25 protein-coding genes are annotated in these 24,025 nt (G+C 67.8%); 14 read left to right on the forward strand and 11 right to left on the reverse strand.

Annotation, left to right across the window (positions count from 1 at the left end; translation table 11 throughout):
• Positions 1-22: 22 nt before the first annotated feature.
• Positions 23-1,867 (reverse strand): acetyl-CoA carboxylase biotin carboxylase subunit, encoded by a 1,845-nt coding sequence (locus P1L40_RS16620; protein ID WP_284008655.1) that lies wholly within the window; start codon positions 1,865-1,867, stop codon positions 23-25.
• 161 nt (positions 1,868-2,028) lie between these two features.
• Here P1L40_RS16620 and P1L40_RS16625 point away from each other — a divergent pair, with 161 nt between their 5' ends.
• Both P1L40_RS16625 and P1L40_RS16630 read left to right on the forward strand, forming a co-directional pair.
• Positions 2,029-2,871 carry a DUF4097 family beta strand repeat-containing protein gene (locus P1L40_RS16625; protein WP_284008657.1) on the forward strand — a complete coding sequence of 281 codons (843 nt, stop codon included), beginning with the start codon at positions 2,029-2,031 and terminating at the stop codon, positions 2,869-2,871.
• A gap of 63 nt (positions 2,872-2,934) precedes the next feature.
• Positions 2,935-3,696: a sensor domain-containing protein gene (locus P1L40_RS16630; RefSeq protein WP_284008658.1), complete on the forward strand. Its 762-nt coding sequence runs from the start codon at positions 2,935-2,937 to the stop codon at positions 3,694-3,696.
• Here the strand turns inward: P1L40_RS16630 and P1L40_RS16635 are convergent, their stop codons facing one another.
• On the reverse strand, positions 3,697-4,038 hold the full coding sequence (locus P1L40_RS16635; RefSeq protein WP_284008659.1) for a DUF8022 family protein: 342 nt from the start codon (positions 4,036-4,038) through the stop codon (positions 3,697-3,699). It lies immediately after the preceding gene.
• A gap of 2 nt (positions 4,039-4,040) precedes the next feature.
• Positions 4,041-5,591 carry an acyl-CoA carboxylase subunit beta gene (locus tag P1L40_RS16640; RefSeq protein ID WP_284008660.1) on the reverse strand — a complete coding sequence of 517 codons (1,551 nt, stop codon included), beginning with the start codon at positions 5,589-5,591 and terminating at the stop codon, positions 4,041-4,043.
• 209 nt (positions 5,592-5,800) lie between these two features.
• On the opposite strand from P1L40_RS16640, the gene P1L40_RS16645 reads away from it, so the two are divergent.
• Positions 5,801-6,424: a uracil-DNA glycosylase family protein gene (locus tag P1L40_RS16645; protein ID WP_284008661.1), complete on the forward strand. Its 624-nt coding sequence runs from the start codon at positions 5,801-5,803 to the stop codon at positions 6,422-6,424.
• 24 nt (positions 6,425-6,448) lie between these two features.
• Here the strand turns inward: P1L40_RS16645 and P1L40_RS16650 are convergent, their stop codons facing one another.
• Positions 6,449-7,243: a helix-turn-helix transcriptional regulator gene (locus P1L40_RS16650; protein WP_284008662.1), complete on the reverse strand. Its 795-nt coding sequence runs from the start codon at positions 7,241-7,243 to the stop codon at positions 6,449-6,451.
• A 206-nt stretch (positions 7,244-7,449) separates the two neighbouring features.
• Between P1L40_RS16650 and P1L40_RS16655 the strand changes: the two genes are divergently transcribed.
• The gene (locus P1L40_RS16655; protein WP_284008663.1) at positions 7,450-8,418 is read left to right on the forward strand and encodes a DMT family transporter; all 969 of its coding nucleotides are present in this window, start codon (positions 7,450-7,452) and stop codon (positions 8,416-8,418) included.
• Between the two features lie 3 nt (positions 8,419-8,421).
• On the opposite strand, the gene P1L40_RS16660 is transcribed toward P1L40_RS16655, so the two are convergent.
• The 6 genes from P1L40_RS16660 to P1L40_RS16685 all read right to left on the reverse strand — a co-directional run bounded on the left by P1L40_RS16660 (position 8,422) and on the right by P1L40_RS16685 (position 15,221).
• Entirely contained in the window at positions 8,422-9,816 is a 1,395-nt protein-coding gene (locus tag P1L40_RS16660) for a sodium-dependent transporter (protein WP_284008664.1), read from the reverse strand.
• A gap of 49 nt (positions 9,817-9,865) precedes the next feature.
• The gene (locus P1L40_RS16665) at positions 9,866-11,209 is read right to left on the reverse strand and encodes a sodium-dependent transporter (protein ID WP_284008665.1); all 1,344 of its coding nucleotides are present in this window, start codon (positions 11,207-11,209) and stop codon (positions 9,866-9,868) included.
• A gap of 144 nt (positions 11,210-11,353) precedes the next feature.
• Positions 11,354-12,064 (reverse strand): SDR family oxidoreductase, encoded by a 711-nt coding sequence (locus P1L40_RS16670; protein ID WP_284008667.1) that lies wholly within the window; start codon positions 12,062-12,064, stop codon positions 11,354-11,356.
• Positions 12,065-12,094: 30 nt separating this feature from the next.
• A complete protein-coding gene (locus P1L40_RS16675) occupies positions 12,095-13,048 on the reverse strand; it encodes an NADPH:quinone reductase (RefSeq protein ID WP_284008669.1) in 954 nt (317 codons plus the stop codon).
• 40 nt (positions 13,049-13,088) lie between these two features.
• Positions 13,089-13,820 carry a hypothetical protein gene (locus P1L40_RS16680; protein ID WP_284008671.1) on the reverse strand — a complete coding sequence of 244 codons (732 nt, stop codon included), beginning with the start codon at positions 13,818-13,820 and terminating at the stop codon, positions 13,089-13,091.
• A 3-nt stretch (positions 13,821-13,823) separates the two neighbouring features.
• Positions 13,824-15,221, reverse strand: a complete 1,398-nt coding sequence (locus P1L40_RS16685) for a serine/threonine-protein kinase (RefSeq protein WP_284008672.1) — start codon at positions 15,219-15,221, stop codon at positions 13,824-13,826.
• 178 nt (positions 15,222-15,399) lie between these two features.
• On the opposite strand from P1L40_RS16685, the gene P1L40_RS16690 reads away from it, so the two are divergent.
• Together P1L40_RS16690 and P1L40_RS16695 are read left to right on the forward strand one after the other, a co-directional pair.
• Entirely contained in the window at positions 15,400-17,721 is a 2,322-nt protein-coding gene (locus tag P1L40_RS16690) for a methyl-accepting chemotaxis protein (protein ID WP_284008673.1), read from the forward strand.
• A 2-nt stretch (positions 17,722-17,723) separates the two neighbouring features.
• The gene (locus tag P1L40_RS16695; protein ID WP_284008674.1) at positions 17,724-18,431 is read left to right on the forward strand and encodes a bacteriorhodopsin; all 708 of its coding nucleotides are present in this window, start codon (positions 17,724-17,726) and stop codon (positions 18,429-18,431) included.
• Positions 18,432-18,493: 62 nt separating this feature from the next.
• Here the strand turns inward: P1L40_RS16695 and P1L40_RS16700 are convergent, their stop codons facing one another.
• Entirely contained in the window at positions 18,494-19,453 is a 960-nt protein-coding gene (locus P1L40_RS16700) for a transcription initiation factor IIB (RefSeq protein ID WP_284008675.1), read from the reverse strand.
• 192 nt (positions 19,454-19,645) lie between these two features.
• On the opposite strand from P1L40_RS16700, the gene P1L40_RS16705 reads away from it, so the two are divergent.
• From P1L40_RS16705 to P1L40_RS16740, 8 genes are all read left to right on the forward strand, one after another.
• The gene (locus P1L40_RS16705; RefSeq protein WP_284008676.1) at positions 19,646-20,230 is read left to right on the forward strand and encodes a DUF2391 domain-containing protein; all 585 of its coding nucleotides are present in this window, start codon (positions 19,646-19,648) and stop codon (positions 20,228-20,230) included.
• A gap of 84 nt (positions 20,231-20,314) precedes the next feature.
• Positions 20,315-20,494: an HVO_2753 family zinc finger protein gene (locus P1L40_RS16710; protein WP_284008677.1), complete on the forward strand. Its 180-nt coding sequence runs from the start codon at positions 20,315-20,317 to the stop codon at positions 20,492-20,494.
• A 2-nt stretch (positions 20,495-20,496) separates the two neighbouring features.
• Entirely contained in the window at positions 20,497-20,763 is a 267-nt protein-coding gene (locus tag P1L40_RS16715) for an elongation factor 1-beta (RefSeq protein WP_284008678.1), read from the forward strand.
• Between the two features lie 116 nt (positions 20,764-20,879).
• Complete coding sequence (locus P1L40_RS16720) at positions 20,880-21,170, forward strand: 50S ribosomal protein L21e (RefSeq protein WP_284008680.1); 291 nt, start codon at positions 20,880-20,882, stop codon at positions 21,168-21,170.
• 4 nt (positions 21,171-21,174) lie between these two features.
• Positions 21,175-21,531 carry an RNA polymerase Rpb4 family protein gene (locus tag P1L40_RS16725; protein ID WP_284008681.1) on the forward strand — a complete coding sequence of 119 codons (357 nt, stop codon included), beginning with the start codon at positions 21,175-21,177 and terminating at the stop codon, positions 21,529-21,531.
• A 129-nt stretch (positions 21,532-21,660) separates the two neighbouring features.
• Positions 21,661-22,239 carry a DUF655 domain-containing protein gene (locus tag P1L40_RS16730; protein WP_284008683.1) on the forward strand — a complete coding sequence of 193 codons (579 nt, stop codon included), beginning with the start codon at positions 21,661-21,663 and terminating at the stop codon, positions 22,237-22,239.
• Between the two features lie 320 nt (positions 22,240-22,559).
• Entirely contained in the window at positions 22,560-23,417 is an 858-nt protein-coding gene (locus P1L40_RS16735; RefSeq protein WP_284008684.1) for a 16S ribosomal RNA methyltransferase A, read from the forward strand.
• Position 23,418: 1 nt separating this feature from the next.
• The gene (locus P1L40_RS16740) at positions 23,419-24,012 is read left to right on the forward strand and encodes a HemK2/MTQ2 family protein methyltransferase (RefSeq protein ID WP_284008685.1); all 594 of its coding nucleotides are present in this window, start codon (positions 23,419-23,421) and stop codon (positions 24,010-24,012) included.
• Positions 24,013-24,025: the final 13 nt, after the last annotated feature.

The raw sequence follows: 24,025 nt of genomic DNA on the forward strand, positions 1-24,025 counted from the left end.
GTAAAAAGCAGACGGAGCGCAGTCAGCCGATGACGAACAGCAGATCGCCCATGTCGACGGAGTCGCCCTCGCCGATCGCGACCTCGTTGACCGTCCCGGCCCGCTCGGCGACGATGTCGTTTTCCATCTTCATGGCTTCGAGCACACAGAGCACGTCGCCGGACTCGACCTCCTCGCCCTCGTCGACCTCCACCGAGAGGATCGTCCCCTGCATCTCCGCCGTGACCTCCTGGCCCTCGGCGCTGGAGCCACCGCCGCCACTGTCGGAGTCGCCGCCACTCTGTGGGCGCTGGGGCTGGTTCCCGCCGTCCTCCAGATCCACGTCGCCGACCTGAATCGGCTGGGCGCCCCGCTCTTCGAGTTCGACCTCGAAGCGCTTCCCGTTGACCTCGAGCGTGAACTCCCGTTCGACGACTTCCTCGTCGTCGTCGGCGTCGCTCTCGGTCTCGGAGCCCCACTTCTCCTGGGCCTCCTCGATGCGCGAGCGGTCGAGGTGGTTGTCCAGATACTTCGTCGTGTGTGTCGAGGCGACGAACTCCTCGTCCGTGAGCATCAGGCGGTGGAACGGGATCACCGTCGGGAACCCTTCCACGTCGAACTCCGCCAGTGCGCGCTTCCCGCGCTCGATGACTTCCTGGCGGTCCGAACCGTGGACGATGAGCTTCGCGATCATCGAGTCGTAGTCGGTCACCAGGTCGTCTCCCTGCCGGAGCGCGTCGTCCATCCGGACGCCGATCCCGCCCGGCGGGTCGTAGGTCTCCAGGGAGCCGCTGTTTGCCGGCGCGAAGTCGTTCGCCGCGTTCTCGGCGTTGATGCGGAACTCCATCGCGTGGCCGTCGACTTCGACATCGTCCTGCGCGAAGGGGATCGTCTCGTCCTGGGCGACCCTGATCTGCCACTTCACGATGTCGATACCCGTGATCTCCTCGGTGACGCAGTGCTCGACCTGGATGCGGGTGTTGACCTCCAGGAAGTAGAAGTTCGTCTCCGGGCCCAGCACTTCGCCGGCCTCGCGGTCGGGGTCCTCTTCGACGAGGAACTCGACGGTCCCGGCGTTGTAGTAGTCGGCCTCCCGGACACCGCGCCGGGCCGATTCGCCGATCTTCTCGCGGAGTTCGTCCGAGAGCGCCGCGGAGGGGCCTTCCTCGATGACTTTCTGGTGTCGTCGCTGGAGCGAGCAGTCACGCTCGCCGAGGTGCCTGACGTTGTCGTGGTGGTCCGCGAGGATCTGGATCTCGATGTGTCGCGGGTTCTCCAGGAACCGTTCGAGATAGACAGAGTCGTTCGAGAAGTACGCCTCGCCCTCGCGTTTGGCCGATTCGAGTTGCTCCTCGGCCTCGTCGGGGTCGTGGACGATCTTCATCCCGCGGCCGCCGCCGCCCCCTTCGGCCTTGATCGCGACCGGGAAACCGTACTCCTCGCCGAACTCGACGACCTCCTCGGGGTCTTCGACCGGGTCGGTCGTCCCCGGGACGATCGGCACGTCCGCCGACTGCATGATCTTCCGGGCTTTCGTCTTCTCACCCAGGGCCTCCATGGCGTCGCCCGTCGGGCCGATCCACTTCACGCCCTCCGTGTCCTCGACCCGTCGCGCGAACGACGCGTTCTCCGCGAGGAAGCCGTAGCCGGGGTGGATGGCGTCGGCGCCGGACTGTTTCGCGGCGTCGACGATCGCCTCCTGATCGAGATACGAGTCGGCCGCACGGGCCGGCCCGACGTTGTACGCCTCGTCGGCGTAGCGGACGTGCCCGGAATCCTTGTCTGCCTCGGAGTACACCGCCACCGTCCCGATGCCCAACTCCTCGCAAGCACGCATGACGCGCACCGCGATCTCTCCGCGGTTGGCGACGAGCACCTTGTCGAACATACCCCGTCATACTGAGAGTCGGCCCATAAAACTATGCGGACTCCCGAACCCGCTCGCCCGACACGACAGGGCGGCGAATCGACTATATAAAGCCATCGTCCGGCTGGCGGGGCAGCAAGCGGCGGCCGGTGTTGAAGGGGCGGTACCGACAACGGCTACGTATGCCCAGAGACGTACCGCGCCGGCGGTTCCTCGCCGGCACTGTCGCCGCTGCCCTGACCGCCGTGGCCGGCTGTAGCGGGACGACCCCGTTCGTCGGGAAGCGGACGGAATCGACCGAGACAGTCCCGGTCCGCGGCGCGACCGCGCTGACCGTCCAGAACCAGACCGGCGACGTGGTGGTCCGCGGCGCCGACCGCGAGGACATCCGGGTCCATGCGGTCAAACAGGCCAGTTCCGTCAGGACGAACGTCGCGGACCTGGCGCTGGAGACGGTCCGTGAGGACGGTCGGATCCGGCTGTCCTCCCGCTGGAACGGGGACACAGGTCCCTTCGCCAGTCGCCCGTCGATGAATCTCGACGCGGAAGTCCCCGCCTCGCTGGCTGTCGAGACGGTACAGACCGATGTCGGCGACATCGAGGTGACTGATCTCGCCGGCGACCTCCAGGCCCGGACCGACACCGGGGATGTCCGCATCCGCCGCGTCGAGGGCACCGTCAGTGCGGAGTCAGACACCGGCGATGTCGACGTTCGAACGCCGGCCGCGCTGGACGGGGCGACCGCCGACACCGGCGACGTTTCTGTCGACATCCCCGCGATCGACGGCGAGACCACTGTCCAGACCGACACCGGCGACGTGGTCGCCCGCGTGGGCCCCGACCTCGACGCGACGCTCGTCGCACAGTCCTCGAACGGCAACGTGGAACTGACCGGTGTCTCGCTGTCGAACGGCGAGACCACGGGCGATGTCACCGACGAGGTGGTCCGTGGTGAGCTGGGTGATGGTGGGCCGACACTGCGCGTCGCGTCCGAGACGGGCGACGTGACCGTCCAGTCCCTGTAGCGGGATGGCACAGCCACACGACCGTGGATGTTTATACGCGTCCGGCGAGCACGGAATGACAGAATGGGTCCCGCTGTCGACATGAACGCCCTCTCCCGCGGCACGCGGCGGTTCGTCGGTGCACCGGTCCGGCTACAGACCTACCGAAACCTGCTGTACCTGCTGTTGGCGTTCCCGGCCGGGTTCGTCTACGTCTTCGTCGTCAGTTTCGGCGTGTCCCTCGGCCTCGGGCTGGCGGTCGTGCTCGTCGGGGTGGCCGTCCTGGCAGTGACCGCGGTCGTCTGTCTCGCTCTCGCCGGACTCGAACGCCGTCTCACGATCGTCCTGCTGGGCCGTGACATCGCCGCCCGGACGGCGCTTTCGGGGACGACCACCCGCGACCGTGTGGTGTCGCTGTTCACCGATCTCCGGACGTGGACGCCGCTCGCGTACCTGGTGGTGAAGTTCGGCGTCGGCCTGCTGGCCGTGCTGCTCCTGACCGCGGCGCTGTCGACCGGGCTCAGCATGCTGTTCATGCCGCTGTACTACGGCGATCCAGCGGTGTACGTCGGCCTCCCGACCGATCGCCCCGTGGAGTTCCACCCGGCGTTTTACGTGGTGTGGAACAACCTGCTAGTCGGTGTCAACGCGGTCGTCAGCGTCGGCTACTGGCGGGTTCGGACACTCCCGCAGGCGCTCGTGGTAGCCGGCGGCGGCCTCGCGGTCTCGCTGGCGACGCTGAACGCCCTCAACGCGCTTGCACACGCGACCGGGTGGCTCACCGAACGACTCCTGGGCGGGGCGTACGACCCCGTGGGTGCGATCCTGGGGTCCGGCGAGGAGTGACTACATCCGGTCGGTTCGCCCGGCCGCCGTCCAGGGGTCGGTCGGTGTCTCCTCGGGGACGCGGACGTGTCGCTGCTGGGTCGCCCGGACGCGTTCGGAGAAACTCCACTCCTTTCCGCCCCAGCTCTCCTCGGACCGTGCGGCTGCGGCGGCGGCCGCGGCCGTTGCGGCCCGCTCGCGGTCCGCGAGGTGGGCGCCGATCGCGACCGCGATGGCGGCGGCCTCCTCGGCCGACGCGTCCGGGACCTGGTTCGCGACGGACTCGACCAGTTCGTCCTCGACTGCCGACTCGCTGTTCGTCTCGGCCGGTGCCTCGGGCTCCGTCTCTGTGTCTGTTGCCATGGTTACAGTGGGATGTTGCCGTGTTTCCGCTCGGGTTGGTCCGCTCGCTTCCCCCGGAGCAGTTCCAGGTCGGCGATCAACCGTGGCCGTGTCTCCTGGGGTTCGAGCACGTCGTCGACGAAGCCGCGCTTGGCGGCGATGTAGGGCGTCGCGAACGCGTCGCGGTACTCGTCGATGAGTTCCTGTCGCCGGGCCTCGACATCCTCGGCCGATTCGAGTTCGTCGTCGTAGAGGACGTTGACCGCACCCTGTGGCCCCATCACCGCGATCTCGGCGGTCGGCCAGGCGTAGTTCACGTCCGCGCCGATGTGTTTCGACGCCATCACGTCGTAGGCGCCGCCGTAGGCCTTGCGCGTGATGACAGTCAACAGCGGCACCGTCGCCTCCGAGTAGGCGTACAGCAGTTTCGCGCCGTGGTTGATGATGGCGTTTCGCTCCTGGTCTTTGCCGGGCATGAACCCGGGCACGTCGACGAACGTGAGGATCGGGATATTGAACGCGTCACAGAACCGGACGAAGCGGGCGCCCTTCCGGGAGGCGTCGATGTCCAGCGTGCCGGCGTTGACCCGGGGCTGGTTGGCGACGACGCCGACCGCGTGGCCGTCCAGGCGGGCGAAGCCGGTGAGGATGTTGCGGGCGAAGGCCTCGGCGACCTCGAAGAAGGAGTCCTGATCGAGGACGCCGCCGATCACGTCGTGCATGTCGTAGGGCTTCTGTGGGGCGTCGGGCACCGTCTCGACCAGCGAGTCGTCCCGGCGGTCGGGGTCGTCCCACGAGTCGACACTTGGCGGGTCCTCGACGTTGTTCTGGGGGAGAAAGGAGAGCAGATACCGGATGTCGTCCATCGCGGCCTTCTCGTCGGCGGCGGTGAAGTGGGCGACCCCGGACTCGCTGGCGTGGGTCTTCGCGCCGCCGAGTTCGTCGAAGCCGACCTCTTCGCCAGTGACCGTCTCGATCACATCCGGGCCGGTGATGAACATGTGGCTGGTCTCCTCGACCATGTAGACGAAGTCGGTGATCGCCGGCGAGTACACCGCGCCGCCGGCACACGGGCCCATGATCGCCGAGATCTGCGGGACGACGCCGCTTGCCTGCTGGTTCCGGTGGAAGATGTCGGCGTAGCCAGCGAGCGAGTCGATCCCCTCCTGGATGCGGGCGCCGGCAGAGTCGTTCAGGCCAACGATGGGAGCGCCGTTCTCGATGGCCTGGTCCATCACCTTACAGACCTTCTGGGCGAACGCCTCGCCCAGCGACCCGCCGAAGACGGTGAAGTCGTGAGCGAAGACGTACACCCGGCGGCCCTCGACCTGGCCGTAACCGACGACGACGCCGTCGCCCGGGACGTGGTTGTCGTCCATGTCGAAGTTCGTCGAGCGGTGTTCGCGCAGCGCGTCGATCTCGACGAATGTGTCGTCGTCGAGGAAGTAGTCGATCCGCTCGCGGGCGGTCAGTTTCCCCCGGTCGTGCTGTGCCTCGATGCGCTCCTCGCCGCCGCCCCGCTCGGCGGCCGACTTGCGCTCGCGGAGGTCCTCCACGCGGTCGTCGTGACTCATTCGACATCACGGCTCGTGGACCCGAACATATCCGCGCTGTCGGGGGCCGACGAGAAAAGCGTTACCCGCGCGGGACTGCTCGGTGTCGAGAAGCGAGCACGGAAGGGCGTCACCGACTGCCGGGCAGCGAACCGGTGCCGAATCTCACCTGAACGACCGTGAGCGTCCGAACCGCCGGAGTTTTGAGGGGGTGAGACCTTCGATTGCGTGTGAAGAACATCACGGCAACGCAGCACAACCCGTTCGGTTTCGACGCGCCGTGTGAGCCGTTCGTTCCGGGCTACGGCGACGCCAACGCCGATTTCCACGTCATCGGGGACAACCCTCGAATCCACGGCGGCAACGAGTCGGGCATCCCCTTCACGGGGACCCCCGCCGCCGAGCGACTCCAGCGGGCGCTGCTGGCCGGCGGACTCCTGAAAGAGACGGGGACGCCGCCGACCGTCGACAAGACGTACCTCTCCTACCTGTTCCTCTGTGGCGACCGCGACCCGACGGAGGACGACTACGCCGACCACGAACCGATGTTCGACACCGAGGTTCGGGCGATCACCTCCCACGTTCTCCTCCCGGTCGGCGAGCGGGCGACCAGACACGTCTTCGCGAACATGACCGCCGAACCGGCCGACGCCGTCGACATGGACGCACTGCACGCGACGGAGGTCCGTGGCAGCGGCTGGCTCGTCTACCCGATCAAGGACCCACACGACTGGACCGACGCCGACGAGGACGCTCTGGTCGCCGCGCTGACCGCGCTGCTCGCGACCGACTACCGGCAGGAAGCCGAACTCGGCCGGTTCCTCCCCGGGGACGATGTCTGGCGGGTCCGGTAGGCCGACGCGCCGTTCTCGGTCGGCTCAGTGCTCCAAGTCGCTCGCCGCCAGCGGCGTCGCCGTCGACCAGTAGTGGTCGAACGTCTCGTCGGCCCACGCCCGGACGGCCCCGGCGTCGGTGTCGATCCCGGCCCGGAGGATGCCGTCCTCGTCGCGCAACAGCAGGAACACCACGTCGTCGGTCACCATCGCCGCCAGCGGGATCCGCTCCTCGCGCAGTCTGATCTCGGCACCGTCGGCCGACAGCAGCGCGACCAGGCGATCGCGCAGTCCGGGATCGTCGGCGAGGGTCTCGATCGCCGTCCGCGAGAAGACGCCGCGAAACGTCTGGCCGTGTTCGCGGACCTGCTCCTGGACGGCGCCGAGGCTCTGGTCGTTGAAGGTATGCGAGAACGCTGACACCGTGTCGGCGTCCGAGAGCATGTCGACCAGCCGCTGGAGGGGCGCGTTGGGCCGGGTCTGTGTCGGCGTCGTGATCGTCGCGGCCGCCAGTTCGCGCAGATCGAAGTCGATGGCGTCGGTCGGCAGGTAGTCCACGATCCCCCGCAGGTCCCGTTCGGTCTCGACGATCCCCAGTAGGTCGTCGAACCCCTCGGCGACCAGCCGACCGGTGGCAGTCGCGACGTACCCGCCGCTCTCGCGGCGGACCCAGGCCCTGTCCTCGAAGTCGGCGAGGATCCGCCCGAGCGTGGCCTGGGACGCTCCCGTGCGATCCGCGAGTTCGCTGCGCGTGTGGTGGCCCGCGGCCAGCGCCGACAGGACGGTCACCCGGTTGGGCGACAGCGCGAGGAACTCGATCTCCGCCAGCGCGGATTCCATATCCGCCCGTTTCGCCCCGCCAGGCAAATGGCTTTCGTGCCGTGCAAGGATTTCACCCTGTGTCGAGCGCGTGTGGGTGAGCAGTCGTTTCTCGGCGTGTAAGGCTTTCTGAACGCCCTTATGGCCACCTGGGCCGTCTGCACAAACGTGATTTGTATCCGCTCTGCTGTCGTCGCTCCCGACGCCTCCCCAGTGGAGGTACCGCGATGAGTTCCCGCCGTGTCCTCGGGCTCGCGGTCGCCGCCAGCGTCCTCTTTGGCGGGACCTTCGTCGCCGTCAAAGCGGGGCTAGACTACTTCCCGCCGCTGCTGTTCGTCGCCCTACGGTTCGACATCGCCGCGGTGGCTCTGGTCGGCTACGTCCTCGCGACGCGGTCCCGCGCCGACCTGCTCCCGCGAACTCGCGGTGACCTCGTCGGCATCGCCGCGACGGGGCTGCTCGCCATCGGGCTGACCAACGCCCTGCTGTTCGTCGGCCAGCAGTCGGCGACCAGCGCCGTCGCCGCTATCGTGTTCAGCCTGAACCCGATCCTGACGCCGGTGTTCGCCGCCCTCCTGCTCTCGACCGAGCGGCTCTCGCGCCGCGGCGCGGTCGGGATGGCCGTCGGCCTGCTGGGCGTCGCGCTGGTCGTCGACCCGGACCCGGCGATGCTCGCCGACGGCGGACTCGGGAAACTGATCCTGTTCGCCGGGGCGGTCACCGCCGCGTTCGGGAGCGTCCTCATCCGCTGGGCCGACAGCGACCTCTCCAGCACCGTCCGCGTGGCCTGGGGGCTCCCGCTTGCGGCAGCTTTGACGCACGGGTTCAGTGCCGCCGCCGGCGAGTCGGCCGCGACGGTCGTCTGGACGGTCCCGGGCCTGCTGGCGCTGGCGTACGTCGGCATCCTGGCGGGTGCGGTCGCCTACATCGCCTACTTCGGCCTGCTCGATGCGACCGGCCCGATCCGGGCGAACCTGGTGTTCTACGCCGTCCCGGCCGTCTCGACGCTGGGCGGGTGGGCGCTGCTCGACGAGGCGATTCCCCCGACGGCCGTCGCCGGGTTCCTCGCCATCTTCGCCGGCTTCGCCGTCATCGGGAGCGAGTCCGTCGACCTCGGACGGCTCCGTCCGGGGTACGAACCCGACGTGAACCACTTCGAGATCGACGGCGAGATCCGCGCGTTCGAGGCCGACTGAACGCTACGCCGGGGCCGCGCGACCGAACAGCGCGATACAGCCCGCGACGACCGCCACGGCGACCGCACCGGCTTGGACTGCGGTCAGCGCGACGCCGAGTACACCGCCGATCCCCGTCACGAGCGTGAACGCGAGAAAGAGGGGCAACACGACCGCGACGGCGGCGAGCCACGGTCGCCCGGCCAGCCTCGCGAGACGGCCCGCTCCCAGTTCGTACTCGTCGAGCGCGAGGCGTCCGAGCACCCAGCCGTCGAACAGCAAGAATCCGAGCAGCCCCGCGGTGAGCGCGAGGTTGGCGATCGTATCGGCCAGCAGGGCAAACAGCGACGGCGACAGCGCCGCCCCGGTGCCGGTGACGAGAAACAGGGCGCCCACGCCGGTCGTCGCCGTGGGCCTGGACGCCCCGCGCTCGTCGACCAGATACGAGACCAGCACCTCGTAGATGCTGATCGACGAGGAGAGCGCGGCCAGCAGGACGACGCCGAAGAACACGACGCCGACGACGCGGCTGTAGGGCAGGTCGGCGAACGCGCCGGCGAGACTGATAAACAGCGCGCCCGGCCCGCCGGCCCCTGGCTCGACCCCGAGCGAGAACAACAGCGGGAAGATCACCAGCCCGGCGAGCACGCCGATCCCGGTGTTGAGCCCGGCGATGATGGTCCCGTCGGCGGCCAGCGAGCGATCTTCACCGAGATAGGAGGCGTAGGTCAGCATCGCGCCCGCACCGACAGAGAGCGTAAACAGCGCCTGGCCCGCTGCCGCGCCGAGCACGTCGAAGAAGTTCGCCCGCAGGTAGGCAAGGTCCAGCGAGAGATAGAAGCCGTAGCCGCCCGCGGCCCCGTCCAGCGTCCCCGCCCACACGGCCAGGCCGCCGAGCATGAGGACGATCCCGGGCACCATCACCGTCGTCGCGACTTCGATCCCGCGGTCGACGCCGACGTAGACGACGGCCGCCGTCGCCAGCAGGAAGAGGGCGTGAAAGCCCGCGGCGCCGACGCCGTAGTCGATCGCCGCGAAGTACTGCTGTGGAGCCTGGAAGTACGCGCCGGTCGCGCTGGCGAGCGTGTACCGGAGGACCCACCCGCCGACGACCGAGTAGAACGAGAGGACGACGACCGACGCGAGCAGGGCGATCCCGCCGAGCGGGCGCCAGCGGTCCCCGCCGAGTGCGCCGAAGGCACCGACCGGGTTGCGGCCGCTCCGTCGGCCGATCACCATCTCGCCGAGCAGTCCCGGGACGCCGACGAGGACGACGACGAGCAGATACAACAACAGGAACGCGCCGCCGCCGTTCTGTGCGGTCAGCCAGGGGAACCGCCAGATGTTCCCCAGGCCGACGGCGCTGCCGACGGCCGCGAGGACGAACCCGACTCTGGTCCGCCAGGTCGCTCTGGTCATTGTCCGCTGGTCCGTACCGAGAGCGAAAAGGCTGACGGGATGCCGTTCGTCAGAACGGCTGGACGACGGCGGGGTCTTCACCCAGGAACATCGTCTCGACGCCCAGGCCGAGCGTCGCGAGGATGCCGGCGACGACGACCAACCGGAGCGCCCACAGCCACACCGGCCCGAACCAGCCGAGGCCGCCGGTCCCCTGCCGGAGTTCTTCGAGGGCCTCCTCGCCCAGTACCCAGCCGACGAAGACGACGACGAGCAGCGCCGACAGCGGGAGGAACAGCTGGTACGCGAAGTTGTCGAACCAGGTCAGCCAGACGGTGTCCCACGCCGATGGCAGGCCCAGCACGAACAGGCCGACGCCGATCCCGGTCGCCAGCACGGGCCGGGAGACACCGAAGTTGTCGTTGGCCCAGGCGACGCTGACCTCCAGGAGGCTGATCGCCGAGGACAGCGCCGCGATGAGGACGACCCCGAAGAAGGCGACGCCGAACAACCGCCCGAACGGGACGGAGCTAAAGCCCGACGCGGTGGCGACGAACAGCGCACCCGGTCCGCCGGTCGTCGCCGTGATCTGGTAGTCGATCGTCAGCAGGATCGGGAACACGACCAGGCCGGCCAGCACACCGACGAGCGTGTTCATCACGACGATGACGCCGCCGTCGAAGACGAGGTTGTCGTCCTCGCCGACGTACGAGGAGTAGGTGATCATGATCGCCATCCCCAGCGAGAGGGTGAAAAACGCCTGGCCGACGGCGAAGGGGATGATGCTCGCCGCGTTGTCGATCATCGTCCCCAGATCCGGCGAGAGGAAGAAGGCGTAGCCGGCGCCGGCGCCCGGCAGCGTCGCCACCCAGGCCGCGAGCGCGAGCATCAACACGACGATGCTCGGGACCATCAGCGTCGTGGCCTTCTCGATCCCGTCTTCGATGCCCAGCGCGACGATCCCGACGACCAGCGCCAGGAACAGCGCCTGTGCCAGCACCGCCTCGGGACCCGCCGAGACGGCGCCGAAGTAGCCGCCGGGGTCACCGAAGTACGCCCCGGTCGCACTGCCCAGGATGTACCGGAGGACCCACCCGCCGACGACGTTGTAGTACGAGAGGATCCAGAACCCGGTGACGATACCGATCCCGCCGACGATTCGCCAGCCGCGGTGGCCCAGTTCCCCGAAGGCGTCGACGGCGTTGACGTTGGTGCGCCGTCCGAGCACGAACTCCGCGAGCATCGCCGGGAAGCCGATGAAGAGGACGGCGATCAGGTAGAAGGCGACGAACGCCGCGCCGCCGTTGGCCCCCGTCTTGAACGGGAACTGCCAGAGGTTGCCCAGTCCGACTGCGCTGCCGACGGCCGCGAGGATGAAGCCGAGCCGCGTCGTCCACGTCTCTCTGTCGCTCATGGTCGCCGGCGCTACCGCGTTGTCGGTGTTAACGCCTGTGATTCCGTCTCCGGTCCGGGACTCGTCGAACGGCGCGGCACGGCTGGGGAACCGGACCTCGACCCCGAACTCGACCGCGCCTGAGGGCTCCGCGCCCAGCCCGCTTCAGGCCTCGCCGTAGACGGGCACGGCGGCCCCGCTGGTCACGCTGGCTGCATCCGAACAGAGGAACAACATCACGGCGCCGATCTGTTCGGGGTCGACCCACTCCTCGAAGTCGGCGTCTGGCATCATCTCGCGGTTCATCGGCGTGTCGATGACGCTCGGCATCACGGAGTTGGCCCGAACGGTGCCGAGGTTCTCCTCGGCGATCGTCTCGGTCAGGAGCCGTACACCGGCTTTCGTCGCCCGGTAGAGGCCGTCACCGCTCCCACCCTCCAGCGAGGAGCGGGCCGAGACGGAGACGATTGCGCCCTCGGTCTCCTGGAGGTGCGGGACGGCGTGTTTCGACGCCAGGAACATCGTCTTGAGGTTCACGTCGAACAGGAAGTCGAAGGTGTCGGCGTCGGTCTCGTGGAGCGGGTCGCCGCCGCGCCAGGTGCCGGCGATGTTCAGGAGGTAGTCCAGCCGGCCGTGTTCGTCGACGACACGCTCGACGACCGCGGACACGTCGTCCTCGTCGGTGAAATCGCCCTGGTGGAAGTCGATCTGGTCGGGGTCGGACAGCTGGAAGTCCTCGCTGTCCGGTTCGATCACGTCGGCGCCACAGACCGTCGCGCCGGCGTCCAGGAAGGCGTTCGCGACCGCACTGCCGAGCGCGCCGCCGACACCGGTCACGAGCGCTACCTCGCCGTCGAAGTCAAACTCGACTGACATACACGGAGGGAGGGGCGGCGAGCGGATAAATCAGGGGGTGACGACCAGTTTCCCCAGGAAACTCTCGTCGAGGACGGCCCGCTGGGCGTCGGCGACCTCGGCGAGGTCGTACTCGCGTACGACCACGGGTTCGATCGCGCCGTCGGCGGCAAGCGTCGCCAGCCGAGCCAGCACCGCGCCGAACTCCGGTGTGTTGAACATCGAGACGTGGTGGACGGAGAGGGCCTTCGCCCGACAGGCCGGCACGTCGGCGAACGTCGCCGAGGAGTCGGTGTTCCCGATGGCCGCGATCCGGCCGCCCTGGGCGGCGACCCGGGCGTCGAACGAGAGGTAGTCGTCGAGCCGGTGGTCCAACAGTACGTCCGGCCGCCCGGCCGCGACGACCGCGTCGTCGAGGTCGTCCCGGCGGTAGTCGAGGGCGTCGTCGGCGCCCAGGTCGATCAGCCTGTCGTGGTAGGTCGGCGAGGCCGTCGTCGTCACCCGGGCACCGGTCGCGGCGGCCAGTTGGATCGCGAGGTGGCCGACGCCGCCGCTCCCGCCGTGGACGAGCACCCGCTCGCCGGGTTCGAGCGAACAGGCCGCGACGAGTGACTGCCAGGCGGTCACGCCGACCAGCGCCATGGCCGCGCCCTCGGCGAACGACAGCGACTCGGGGAGCTCGGCGACCGCCGACGCCGGCGCGGCGACGTACTCGGCACAGGTCCCCTGCCGCGAGTTCCCCAGCCCGGTCGCGAACACCCGGTCGCCGACCGCGAAATCGGTTTCGTCGCCGGCCTCGACGACCGTCCCGGCCACGTCACTGCCGGGGATCCACGGCAACTCGGCGGGCTCGTACGCCCCTTCCCGGAAGTAGGTGTCGACCGGGTTGACCGCGGCCGCTTCGACGGCGATCAGTACCCCGTCGACCGCGGACACCGGCCGCTCGGTCTCGACGAGTTCCAGCACCTCCGGACCACCGTACTCGGTGAATTGCACAGCGCGCATTGGGAAACCGTCCGGCGGTACGGGCAAAACGCTTGCGCCGCTACAGCGTCGCCAGCGTCTGTCGGAGTTTGATGGTGGCCGTCATCAGGGTCGTCGCGGTCATGATGACGAACACGACCTGGACGTGGAGGACGACGGCCCGGTCCAGGCCGGCGAGCGTCGCCAGGTCGACGCCCGGGATCAACGCCCCGAACAGCAAGACGGGCAGCAGGTGGCGCAACAGCGTGTCGATGACCGTCCCCTGGACGCGGCTCTCGGCGGCACCGCGGTGACCGAAAGAGATGCCCGCGGCGGCGAAGGCGACGCTGCTGACGCCCATCACGGCGATGACGAACGGGTGTCGGCCCACGAGTGCTAGCCCGACGCCGACGACCGCGACCGCCAGGACAGCGGCCCGGGTCAGCGTGGCTTCGTAGGCCGCCAGTCCCGTCTCGGCGGGCGGGACGATGCTGCGATACAGGAGTCGCATCGTCGCCGCCAGGACCAGAACGTGAGCGAGGACGAGGCTGCTCTTGATCGGCAACCGCAGCGTCGTCACGATTTCGAGGACGCCAAGCAGGGCGAACCCGACCGCGAGGGCGCCGACGGCGACGAGCGCGTCCCACAGCCGTCCCTCCGTCGCCAGGTCGCTCGCCTGTCGGTTCAGATACGCGTAGAGACTAAACCGCGCCCCGAGCACGGCGAGCAACACCAGCGCGATGAAGAAGATGAACGTGAGGTTGGGATTGTCCGCGACGAACTGTAACTCGACCCTGACTCCCCCTACTTGCACCGGCTACTCACCACTATCGGTCACTGGGTCGCCCAGGGCACGTAGCTCTTGTGTAAGCTGGCTTACGGTTTCGTAGCGCGCGAGCTTCTGGCGGGCCATCGCCTTCCCGACCACGTCGTCGACTGCCGGTGGGACGGCCGCCACGTCGCTCGGTGCGGGACCCTCGCCGGCCACGACCCGCTCACGGACGGTGTCGAACGAGCCGGTGACGGGTGCGCGGCCGGTGAACAGCCGGAAACAGACGGCGCCGAGCTGATAGATGTCGGTCGCGTGGTCGATGCGACCGAACCGGCGGTCGTAGTACTCCGGGGCGGCGTAGCGCGGGTCGAGGTAGCTCGCAGGGTCGAAGTGGTACCGGTAGATGTGCAACAGTCCGACGTTGTCAAGCAGCGGCGCCTGTCGCTCGTCCTCGGTGAGCACGTTCCCGTAGTACGCGACGTTCTCCGGATCGATCCCGCCGTGGACGATCCCCTGCTCGTGGAGTGCCGTGACCGTCCTCGCCAGCCGGGTGGCGTGCCAGACCGCGTCGGCCGGATCGAAGGCGTCCCGATCCGCGAGCGTCTCCGCGGTGTACTCCGTCGCGATCCACGGTCCCGGTTCCGTGTGCCAGCCGTACAGCGTCAGGACGTGCTCGATGTCGCTCGCGCTCGCCCAGTCGTCGAGCCGGGGGCGCAGGTCGGCGAGGAACTCTTCTTCGCTACCGGGGCCATGCAACAGCCTCAGCCCGAGCGCGTACTCCTCGTCGTCGCGCGTCCCGAGCGTGCGGTAGCTGTCGCCGTAGCGGCGGCTGTCCCGCGGCGCCAGGATCGACAGCCCGTCGAACGGGCTCTCGTGCTCGACGATCGGGAGCCAGTCGGCGTCGGCGACCAGTGGCGTGCCACCGAGCCGGTCGTCGCCCTCGCCTCCGGCGTCCTCGGCACGGTCGCCGTCGGTCTCCTCGTCGTCGGTGTACACCTGTCGTGGGCCGTAGCCATCGCCCTGGCCGGGCAGTGTCGTCCGGCCGATATCGCGGTTCGACAGCGGCGAGCGGTCCAGCAGGGCGTTCCCGCGCCCGCGCTCGGTCCGCCGTCGGACGCGCTCGCCCGCCTCGCTGTCGAGGCTGTCGAGCACCGTCGAGACGGCGTCGGGATAGCTGACGGCCAGATACGACAGCGCCAGCTCCGTCGCCGGGCTGTCCGCGTCGACGCGGTCGGCGAGGCGACGAACGACGACCGACACCGCGTCCGGGTGAGCGTCGGCCACGAGACAGAGTGCGGTCGCCGCTCCCAGGCGGACCTGCCGGTCGCCGACATCGAGCAGTCCCAACAGTGCGGGGATCCGCTCGCGGCTGGTGTCCTCGCCCGTGATGATCTCGGCGATGAGCTGTCGCGGGTCCCGCGCCCCCGGCGCGTCGGCTGACATCTCGGCTCCCACTCGGACTAGGACGCTCGTCCCGCATTATGCTACCGGGGGTCACGGTGCCACAGAGACGGTCGCAGTCACGACACGCCGCCCACCGAACGGCACGACCGCCCCCTGTTTATCACTGGTGAGAATAGGGGATCAACGCTTTAGAACGATTTCTCCATAGAGGGGACAGATGACCGAAAAGAGGGACACGCCGCTCCCGAGCGTCGTGGGGGACAGCTACGCCGCGCGGCTCGGCGTCGCACTCGCGTTCGCGATCGTCGTCGTCGTCGCGTTCGGTGCCGTCATCAGCGTTCAGGCCTCGGCCACGCTGGAAGAGGACGTGGCCGGCGACATGACGGCGCTGTCGGAGACTCAGGCCGGGCAGTTAGACGCCTGGCTGACCACGACGCGCCGGGACGTGCGGACGACATCTCGACTGCCCGTCTTCACCGAGGGGTCCGCCACGGAACGACAGGCCAGACTCGAACAGTTGATCGAAGCCGATGCCGTCCCGCCGGACGTGGTCGCGGTTCACTACGTCAACACGGAGACGGGACGGATCGAGGCGAGTTCGAACCAGCAGTTCGTCGGCGTCGACGCCGCCGAACAGGGGGCGCCGTTCGCGACCGACCCACCGGCGTTCGAGGGTCCGGACGATACCCACGTCACACGCCCGTTCACCGTTTCGATCGTCGATCACCCGATCATCGCCGTCGTCTCGCCGGTCCCCGGCGCGGAGAACCGGGCGCTCGTCTACATGACCGATCTCGGGGCGAAAGCCGACGAGATCTCGAACCAGCGCGAGGGGTCGTTCACGACGGTCGTCAGCACCGACGGACAGTTCGTCTCCCATCCGAACGTCTCGATGATCGGTGCGACGGCCCCGGTCGCCGAGGCGGATGGCAGTCCACTCCGGTCGCTCGACGCCAGCGAGAGCGACTTCGTCGAGACGGAGTCGATGCTGATGGGGCTCACTCGGCTCTCGTCACACGACTGGGTCGTGATGGTCCACTCGAACCCAGCTCAGGCTTACGCGCTCAGCAGCCAGATCAACTCCGATCTCGTCGGTCTGATCCTCCTGGCGATCATCAACCTCGGGCTGGTCGGGGTCACGATCGGCGGCAACACGATCGTCTCGTTGCGGCGGCTCTCGACGAAAGCCGAAGCGATGGCGGACGGCGATCTCGATGTCGACCTCGGAACCTCCCGGACAGACGAGTTCGGGACGCTGTACTCGGCGTTCGACAACATGCGGACCAACCTCGACGAACAGATCTCCGCCGCCGAGCGCGCACGCGAGGCGGCCGAGGAGGCCAAACAGGAGGCCCAACAGGCCCGGACGGAAGTCGAACAGGAGCGCAACGAGATGGAAGCGCTCTCGGGCCACCTCGAACTCAAAGCCCAGGAGTACAGCGAGGCCCTCGAAGCGGCGGCCGACGGCGACCTGACCGCTCGCGTCGACACCGACAGCATGAGCGACGCGATGGCGGAAGTCGGCACGGAGATCAACAGCACGCTCGACGCCCTGGAAGCCCTCATCGCGGACGTACACGCCTTTACCGGGAACGTGATGGACTCCAGCAAGCGCGTCGAGTCCAACGCCCAGCGGGTCGACCGGGCGAGCCAGCAGGTCTCGAACTCCATCGAGGAGATATTCGAGGGGACGACCGAACAGAACGAGGGGCTCGAATCCGCCGCCGGCGAGATGGAGAACCTCTCGGCGACGGCCCAGCAGGTCGCGTCCTCGGCTCAGCAGGTCGCGGACATGTCCCAGTCGGCCGCCGAAGTCGGCGAGGACGGCCGGGAAGCCGCCCAGGAGGCGATCACCGAGATGAACGCCATCGAGGACCAGACCGAGGCGACCGTCGAGGAGATCACCGCGCTCGACGACGAACTCGACGAGATCGGGGAGATCGTCGGCGTCATCACCTCGATCGTCGAACAGACGAACATGCTCGCGCTGAACGCCTCCATCGAGGCGGCCCACGCCGACGGCCAGGGCGAGGGGTTCGCCGTCGTCGCCGACGAGATCAAGTCCCTCGCCGAGGAGACCAAGGAGGCCGCCGGCGACATCGAGGCCCGGATCGAGCGCATCCAGTCTCAGGCCGGCGAGACCGTCGCGACGATGGAGTCGACCAGCGAGCGGATCACCGAGGGCGTCGGGACCGTCGAGGAGACCGTCGACGCCTTGGAGACGATCGTCGAGTACACCGAGGAGGTCGACACCGGCATCCAGGAGATCGACCGTGCAACCGAGGAACAGGCCCGCACGGCTCAGGAGGTGATGGGGACGATCGACGACCTGACCGGTATCAGCCGACAGACCGCCACCGAGGCCGACACCGTCGCCGGCGCGGCCGAGGACCAGGCGGCCTCGATCGCACAGGTCTCCGACTCCGCCGGTGAACTCCAAGCACGCGCGGCGGAACTGGAATCGCTGCTCGAACGCTTCGAGGTCGACGCTGCCCCGGACGGCGAGGGCGGGCAGGCGACCGCTGCGACCGACGACTAACGATGGATACGATCACGACCTGGTTCACGCTGGGACTGCTTGGCGAACTGCTGGGGACGGCCGTACTGGCCTACGGTTACACGCTCGTCCCCGAGAGCGACAGACGGCGGTACCTCCTGTTGGTCGCGATCCCCGGGATCGCCGTAGTGGCGTACGTACTTCTGTTCCTGGGGATCGGGACGATCCAGAGCGACGGCCACACGGTCTACGTGGTCCGGTACGTCGACTGGCTGTTGACGACGCCGATCAACGTCCTCTACCTGGGGCTGCTGGCCCACGCCTCCCGGCAGGACATCGGCACGCTCGTCGGACTCCAGGCGCTGACGATCGTCTTCGGGTTCGCGGGGGCCGTGACTGCTTCCCCCCTGAGCTACGGGCTGTTCGCGCTCGGCGGAGCGGCCTTTGCCGGCGTCGTCTATCTGCTGTATCGCGATGTCGCGGCCGCCGCGACGGCCTCGCTCTCCGATCTCGAAGCCGGGCTCTACCGGACGCTACGGAACTTCGTGGTCGTCCTGTGGCTGGTCTATCCCGTCGTTTGGCTGTTGAGTCGGGCGGGTATCGGTATCATGGACGTGGAGACGACCGCGCTCGTGATCACGTATCTCGACGTAGTGACGAAGGTCGGCTTCGGCCTGATCGCGCTCTACGGGCGGACGACGCTCGTCTCGGTCGGCGAGACGGACGCCGGGAGTGCGATCGCCGACGACTGAGCCGCTGTTGACGACGTTCCGGTCAGAAAATCCACCCACTCCACGCACGGCCGACGGCGCCGTCAGTGGATGCCCATCGCTTCGATCTGTTCCTGGTACCGGTTCCGGATCGTCACCTCGGTCACCTGTGCCACGTCGGCGACCTCCCGCTGTGTCTTCTTCTCGTTACATAGCAGCGAGGCGGCGTAGATGGCCGCGGCGGCGTAGCCCGTCGGGGACTTGCCCGAGAGCAGGCCCTGCTCGGCGGTCTTGTCGATGATCTCGTTTGCCTTGGACTGGACCTCCTCGGAGAGTTCCAGTTCCGAGGCGAAGCGAGGGACGTACTGTTTGGGGTCGACCGGCTCCATCTTCAGTTCCAGTTCCTGGGCGACGTACCGATAGGTCCGGCCGATCTCCTTCTGTTCGACCCGGGAGACATCGGAGACTTCTTCCAGGCTCCGAGGGATGCCCTCCTGTCGACAGGCCGCGTAGAGGCAGGCCGTCGCGACGCCCTCGATGGAGCGCCCGCGGATGAGGTCCTCGTCCAGCGCGCGGCGGTAGATGACCGACGCGACCTCCCGCACCGAGCGCGGGACACCCAGTGCGGAGGCCATGCGGTCGATCTCGGAGAGCGCGAACTGGAGGTTGCGCTCGCCGGCGTCTTTCGTTCGGATGCGTTCCTGCCACTTTCGTAGTCGGTGCATCTGGCTGCGCTTCTCCGAGGAGAGCGAGCGCCCGTAGGCGTCCTTGTCCTTCCAGTCGATCTGGGTCGTCAGTCCCTTGTCGTGCATCGTCTGGGTCGTCGGCGCCCCGACCCGGGACTTGGACTGTCGCTCCGAGTGGTTGAACGCCCGCCACTCGGGGCCCCGGTCGATGTTCTCGTCCTCGATGACGAGGCCACAGTCCTCACAGACGAGTTCACCGCCCCCGTCGCTCGAAATGGACTCCGACTCACATTCCGGACACGTCTGCTGGCCCGTGTCCTCGGACTCCTGCTCGCGCTCCACCTGGTCCGTGTCCCGCTGGCGCGTCGGCCGTTCCATGTGTTCTTTTAAGGAGAACGTTCTGACCTATATAAATGTTGTGCTGAAAGCAAAAACCTCCCTGACAGCAGGTGACAGCCGGCCACAAGGCATTTACTCGATATTCTTTCCGGACAAATTATCGCCGGCGGCCGTGCCCCACGGACCAGAACGGCCAATAGTCAGACGTGAAAACAGAACTCCCGTCAGGTCATGAGTCAGGGACCGCCCACCGAGGACGAGGACGAGATCGGAACGCTGTTCGATGAACTGGAGGAACTCGAAGCGCTTGTCGACAGTCCAGCCGAACGTGAACAGGTCAGGGACGCGATGCGGGCCGCCACAGAAGTTCAGGACAGCGATCCGGTCGTCTTCGGGCGTGTCGTCTGGGGGTTCGACCGCAGCGACCTCGCGGAGGCGACGCTTGGCTCGCTGTTGTTCGGTATCCCGATGGCGGTCGAGGGTGGGACCATCGACGCCGGCCGGCACATCGCTCGGCACCCGCTGTTTCTCCTCGGGACGCTCGTGGCCGCCATCGCGATGGTCATCGGTATCCTCTACGTCGCCGATATCCAGGACGTGCGCGTCGCGAACGCCATCTTCGGGTTCGTCCCACGCCGGCTGGTCGGGGTGACCGGGACCGCCTTCTTCGTCTCGGTCACACTGCTTACGTCCTGGGGGATGGTCGAGTGGTCGACGGAGTCGGCGGCCCTCCTCGAATCGCTCTCGATCTGTACCGTCGCGTTCGTTCCCATGTCGATCGGCGCCGCACTGGGGGATATCCTCCCGGGGAGCTGACCACCGAACCGACAGTGTGTCACCGACTCACGGTGTCCGGGGCGTTTGGCAATCGTTAAAAGCCGCGGTCGGATACGGGGTGGTATGAGCGAGAGCCAACAGAAGCGGACGCAGAAATGCGTCTCGTGTGGCATCAACATTGCCGGCACGAACGCCGCTGCGTTCAAGTGTCCCGACTGCGGGCAGCAGATCTACCGGTGTGCGACCTGCCGGAAGCAGAGCAACCTGTACAAGTGTCCTGACTGCGGCTTCACGGGGCCATAACGATGGGGAAAGTCGCTGCCAAGATCAAGGTCATGCCACAGAGCCCGGAAGTCGACCTCGACGACCTCCAGGAACGCCTGGAAGGTGCGCTTCCGGAGGGTGCCAAGATCAAGGGCTTCGAGCGTGACGACGTGGCCTTCGGGCTCGTCGCGCTGTTCCCGACGGTCATCATCCCGGACGAGTCCGGTGGGACCGACGCCGTCGAGGAGGCCTTCGCCGATGTCGACGATGTCGAATCCGTCGATGTCGACAGCGTCGGCCGCCTGTAACGCTGCACCGCGGTTTTCTCGTTTCCGCTCGTCCGCGTAGTCGCATCTCCAGGCGTCCGTGTCGCGGCCGCGGAACGCACGTTTTATTAGGGCGACCGGACAAGCGGAGGGCAAGAATGCCTAGTTCCAACGGACCCCTCGAAGGGACGCGTAACAAGCTCAAGAACAAGCCACGCGACCGCGGCATGTCACCGCCCCAGCGCTCGGTCGAGCAGTTCGAGACCGGTCAGAAGGTCCACCTCAAGATCGACCCGTCCGTTCCGGACGGCCGATTCAACCCGCGCTTTGGCGGCCAGACCGGCACCGTCGTCGGCGAGCAGGGCACCGCCTACAAGGTCGAGATCGTCGACGGCGGCAAATCGAAGACGGTCATCACCAAGCCCGCGCACCTCCGCAGCCAGGAATAACTGCATGACCATCTTCAAAGAAAAGGTCAGCGAGGAGTACCTGACGACCGCCGAGACGAAAGAGATCCTCGAAGGGCTGGAGATGGAGCGGGCCGCCGACGAGGACCGCGAGATGCGCTACGAACTCAAGCGCGCAATCGAGCACGTCAACCGGTTCACGCTGCTCGATCCGGCGGAGTCCCGCGAGTTCGTCGACCAGCTTCAGGAACTGGAGAAAGTCGACGAGGCCACCGCGTACAAGATCGCCAACCTCCGCCCGCTCGACCGGGACGAACTCCGTGCCGTGTTCGCACAGGAACGGTACTCGCTGTCGGGCGACGAACTCGACGAGATTCTCGGCATCGTCAGCCAGTACGCCTGAGCGCGGTCGACAGCCCCGTTTTTCCGTCCGCTCGTCGCTGCGGCCTGTCGGCGACGGCGCCGACGCCCGGCGCGGTCGGGATAGTCCGTATCCCTCGCCATTAAGTGTGCTCTGGTCGTACCGCAGTCTATGAGTGACACGGAGAGCGACGACGGTGCAACTATGACGGGTGTCGTCATCGATGTCCTCCCCCACGGGCGGGCCTCGGACGACCGTCCCCAGCACCAGAAAGATCCGCTCGCGTTCGTCCTCGGGATCGAGGAGTTCTACATCTACGAACTCGTCTTGGACGGTGACTCGGATGTCTCGATCGGTGACCGGGTCGATCTGACTGCCTTCGGCCGTATCAACGAGGTCGACTTCGAGGACCTCCCGAGCGGGGCCCGCTCGGAACTGGAGTACGTGGTCGAGGAGGTCGTCGAGGACAACGAGCGGCGGTTCGTCGACTTCTACAACGACGCCCAGCCGATCACCCTCCGCCTCCACCAGTTGAACCTCCTGCCGGGAATCGGGAAGAAACTGCGCAACTCGATCCTCGACGAGCGCAAACGCAAGCCCTTCGAGAGCTTCGAGGACCTCCAGGAGCGTGTCAGCGGCCTCCACAATCCCGAGGAAGTCCTCGTCGAGCGGATCCTGGAGGAACTGCGTGAGGACGACCTGAAGTATCGGACGTTCGTGCGCCGGTCGGAGCAAGGCGAGGGCGAGTGAAGCGAGGCCTCGAAGCGGAACGGAGAGAGCGGAGCCGTGGAGCAAGGCGAGGGCGAGTGAAGCGAGGCCTCGAAGCGGAACGGAGAGAGCGGAGCCGTGGAGCAAGGCGAGGGCGAGTGAAGCGAGGCCTCGAAGCGGAACGGAGAGAGCGGAGCCGTGGAGCAAGGCGAGGGCGAGTGAAGCGAGGCCTCGAAGCGGAACGGAGAGAGCGGAGCCGTGGAGCAAGGCGAGGGCGAGTGAAGCGAGGCCTCGAAGCGAGACGGGTCGGCCGACAGCGCGAGTAGGCGACTTTTTCAATCGCGGCCCGTCTACGGGGGGTAATGACCGACACAGCGACCGGTGGGCGTGATCCCGACGCGCTCGTCCGCCGGGCCGGCAAACGCGCCGACACCCGCCAGGACCAGCACTTCCTGGTCGACGACCGCGTGCTCGACCGGATTCCCGACTACGCGACCGAGACAGGGATGGACTGCTCGCACGTCCTCGAAGTCGGTGCGGGCCCCGGCGCCCTGACCGATCGGTTGCTGACCGCGGCCGACCGCGTGACCGCCATCGAGCGCGACCCCGACTTCGCGGCCCACCTCCGTCAGGAGTTCGCCGACGAGATCGGCACCGATCGACTGACCGTCGTCGAGGGGGACGCCCTGGAGGTCGACCTTCCCGACTACACCGCGAGTATCTCGAACCTCCCGTACGGCGCGTCCTCGGAGATCGCCTTCCGGCTCCTCCCCCGACAGCGGCCGACAGTACTGATGTTCCAACAGGAGTTCGCCGAGCGGATGGCCGCCGAGCCCGGGACCGACGACTACGGCCGGCTCTCGGTCACCGCCGGCCACTACGCCGAAGTCGAGGTCGTCGAGACGGTGCCGAAGGAGGCGTTCGACCCGCAACCTCGCGTGACGAGCGCGCTCGTACGGACGACGCCACGTGAGCCCGACTACTCGGTGCCTGACGACGACTTCTTCATGGACTTCCTGCGGGCGGTGTTCACACAGCGCCGGAAGACGATGCGCAACGCCGTCCGGAACACGGTCCACATCTCGGGCCTGGGCGACGCGGACGCCGTCGTCGAGGCGGCCGACGAGGACCGCATGAGCGCCCGTGCGGGCAACCTGACCCCGGCGGAGTTCGCCGCGCTGGCGACGCTGGCCCACGAGGTCGGCGAGCCGGAGGCGTAGGATGGGCGACGGAGACAGCGGCCGGCCGTCGCTGGCCGACCAGCGCGGGGTCGAATCCGTCTACCAGCCCGCGGAGGACTCGGCACTCCTGGCTCGGACTGCCCGCGAGCACGTCGTACCGGGGACGCGAGCACTGGACGTAGGCACCGGCTCGGGCTACGTCGCCGCGGAGATGGCCGACGCGGGCGCCGACGCGGTGGGGGTCGATCTCAGCCCGCTGGCGTGCCGCCAGGCCTACGAACACGGTGTTCCGGTCGTCCGGGGGAACCTCGTCGACCCCTTTCAGTCCGGGAGTCTCGACTTGGTGGCGTTCAACCCGCCGTACCTCCCGACGCCGTCCGAGGCCGAGTGGGACGACTGGATGGAACACGCCCTCTCGGGCGGCGAGGACGGGCGTCGGCTCGTCGATCCGTTTCTGGCGTCGGTCGGCAGAGTGCTCGCGCCGGACGGCGTGGCGTTGCTCCTAGTCAGCAGTCTCACCGATCCCGACGCAGTCCTCGAATACGGGGCCGATCACGGCCTCACCGGCGAGCGCGTCGCCAGCGAGAGCCATCCGTACGAGGAACTCGTCGTCCTGCGGTTCTCGCCCAAATAATTACTTCAGAGCA

The organism is Haloarcula pelagica, from assembly GCF_030127105.1.
Classification (GTDB): domain Archaea; phylum Halobacteriota; class Halobacteria; order Halobacteriales; family Haloarculaceae; genus Haloarcula; species Haloarcula pelagica.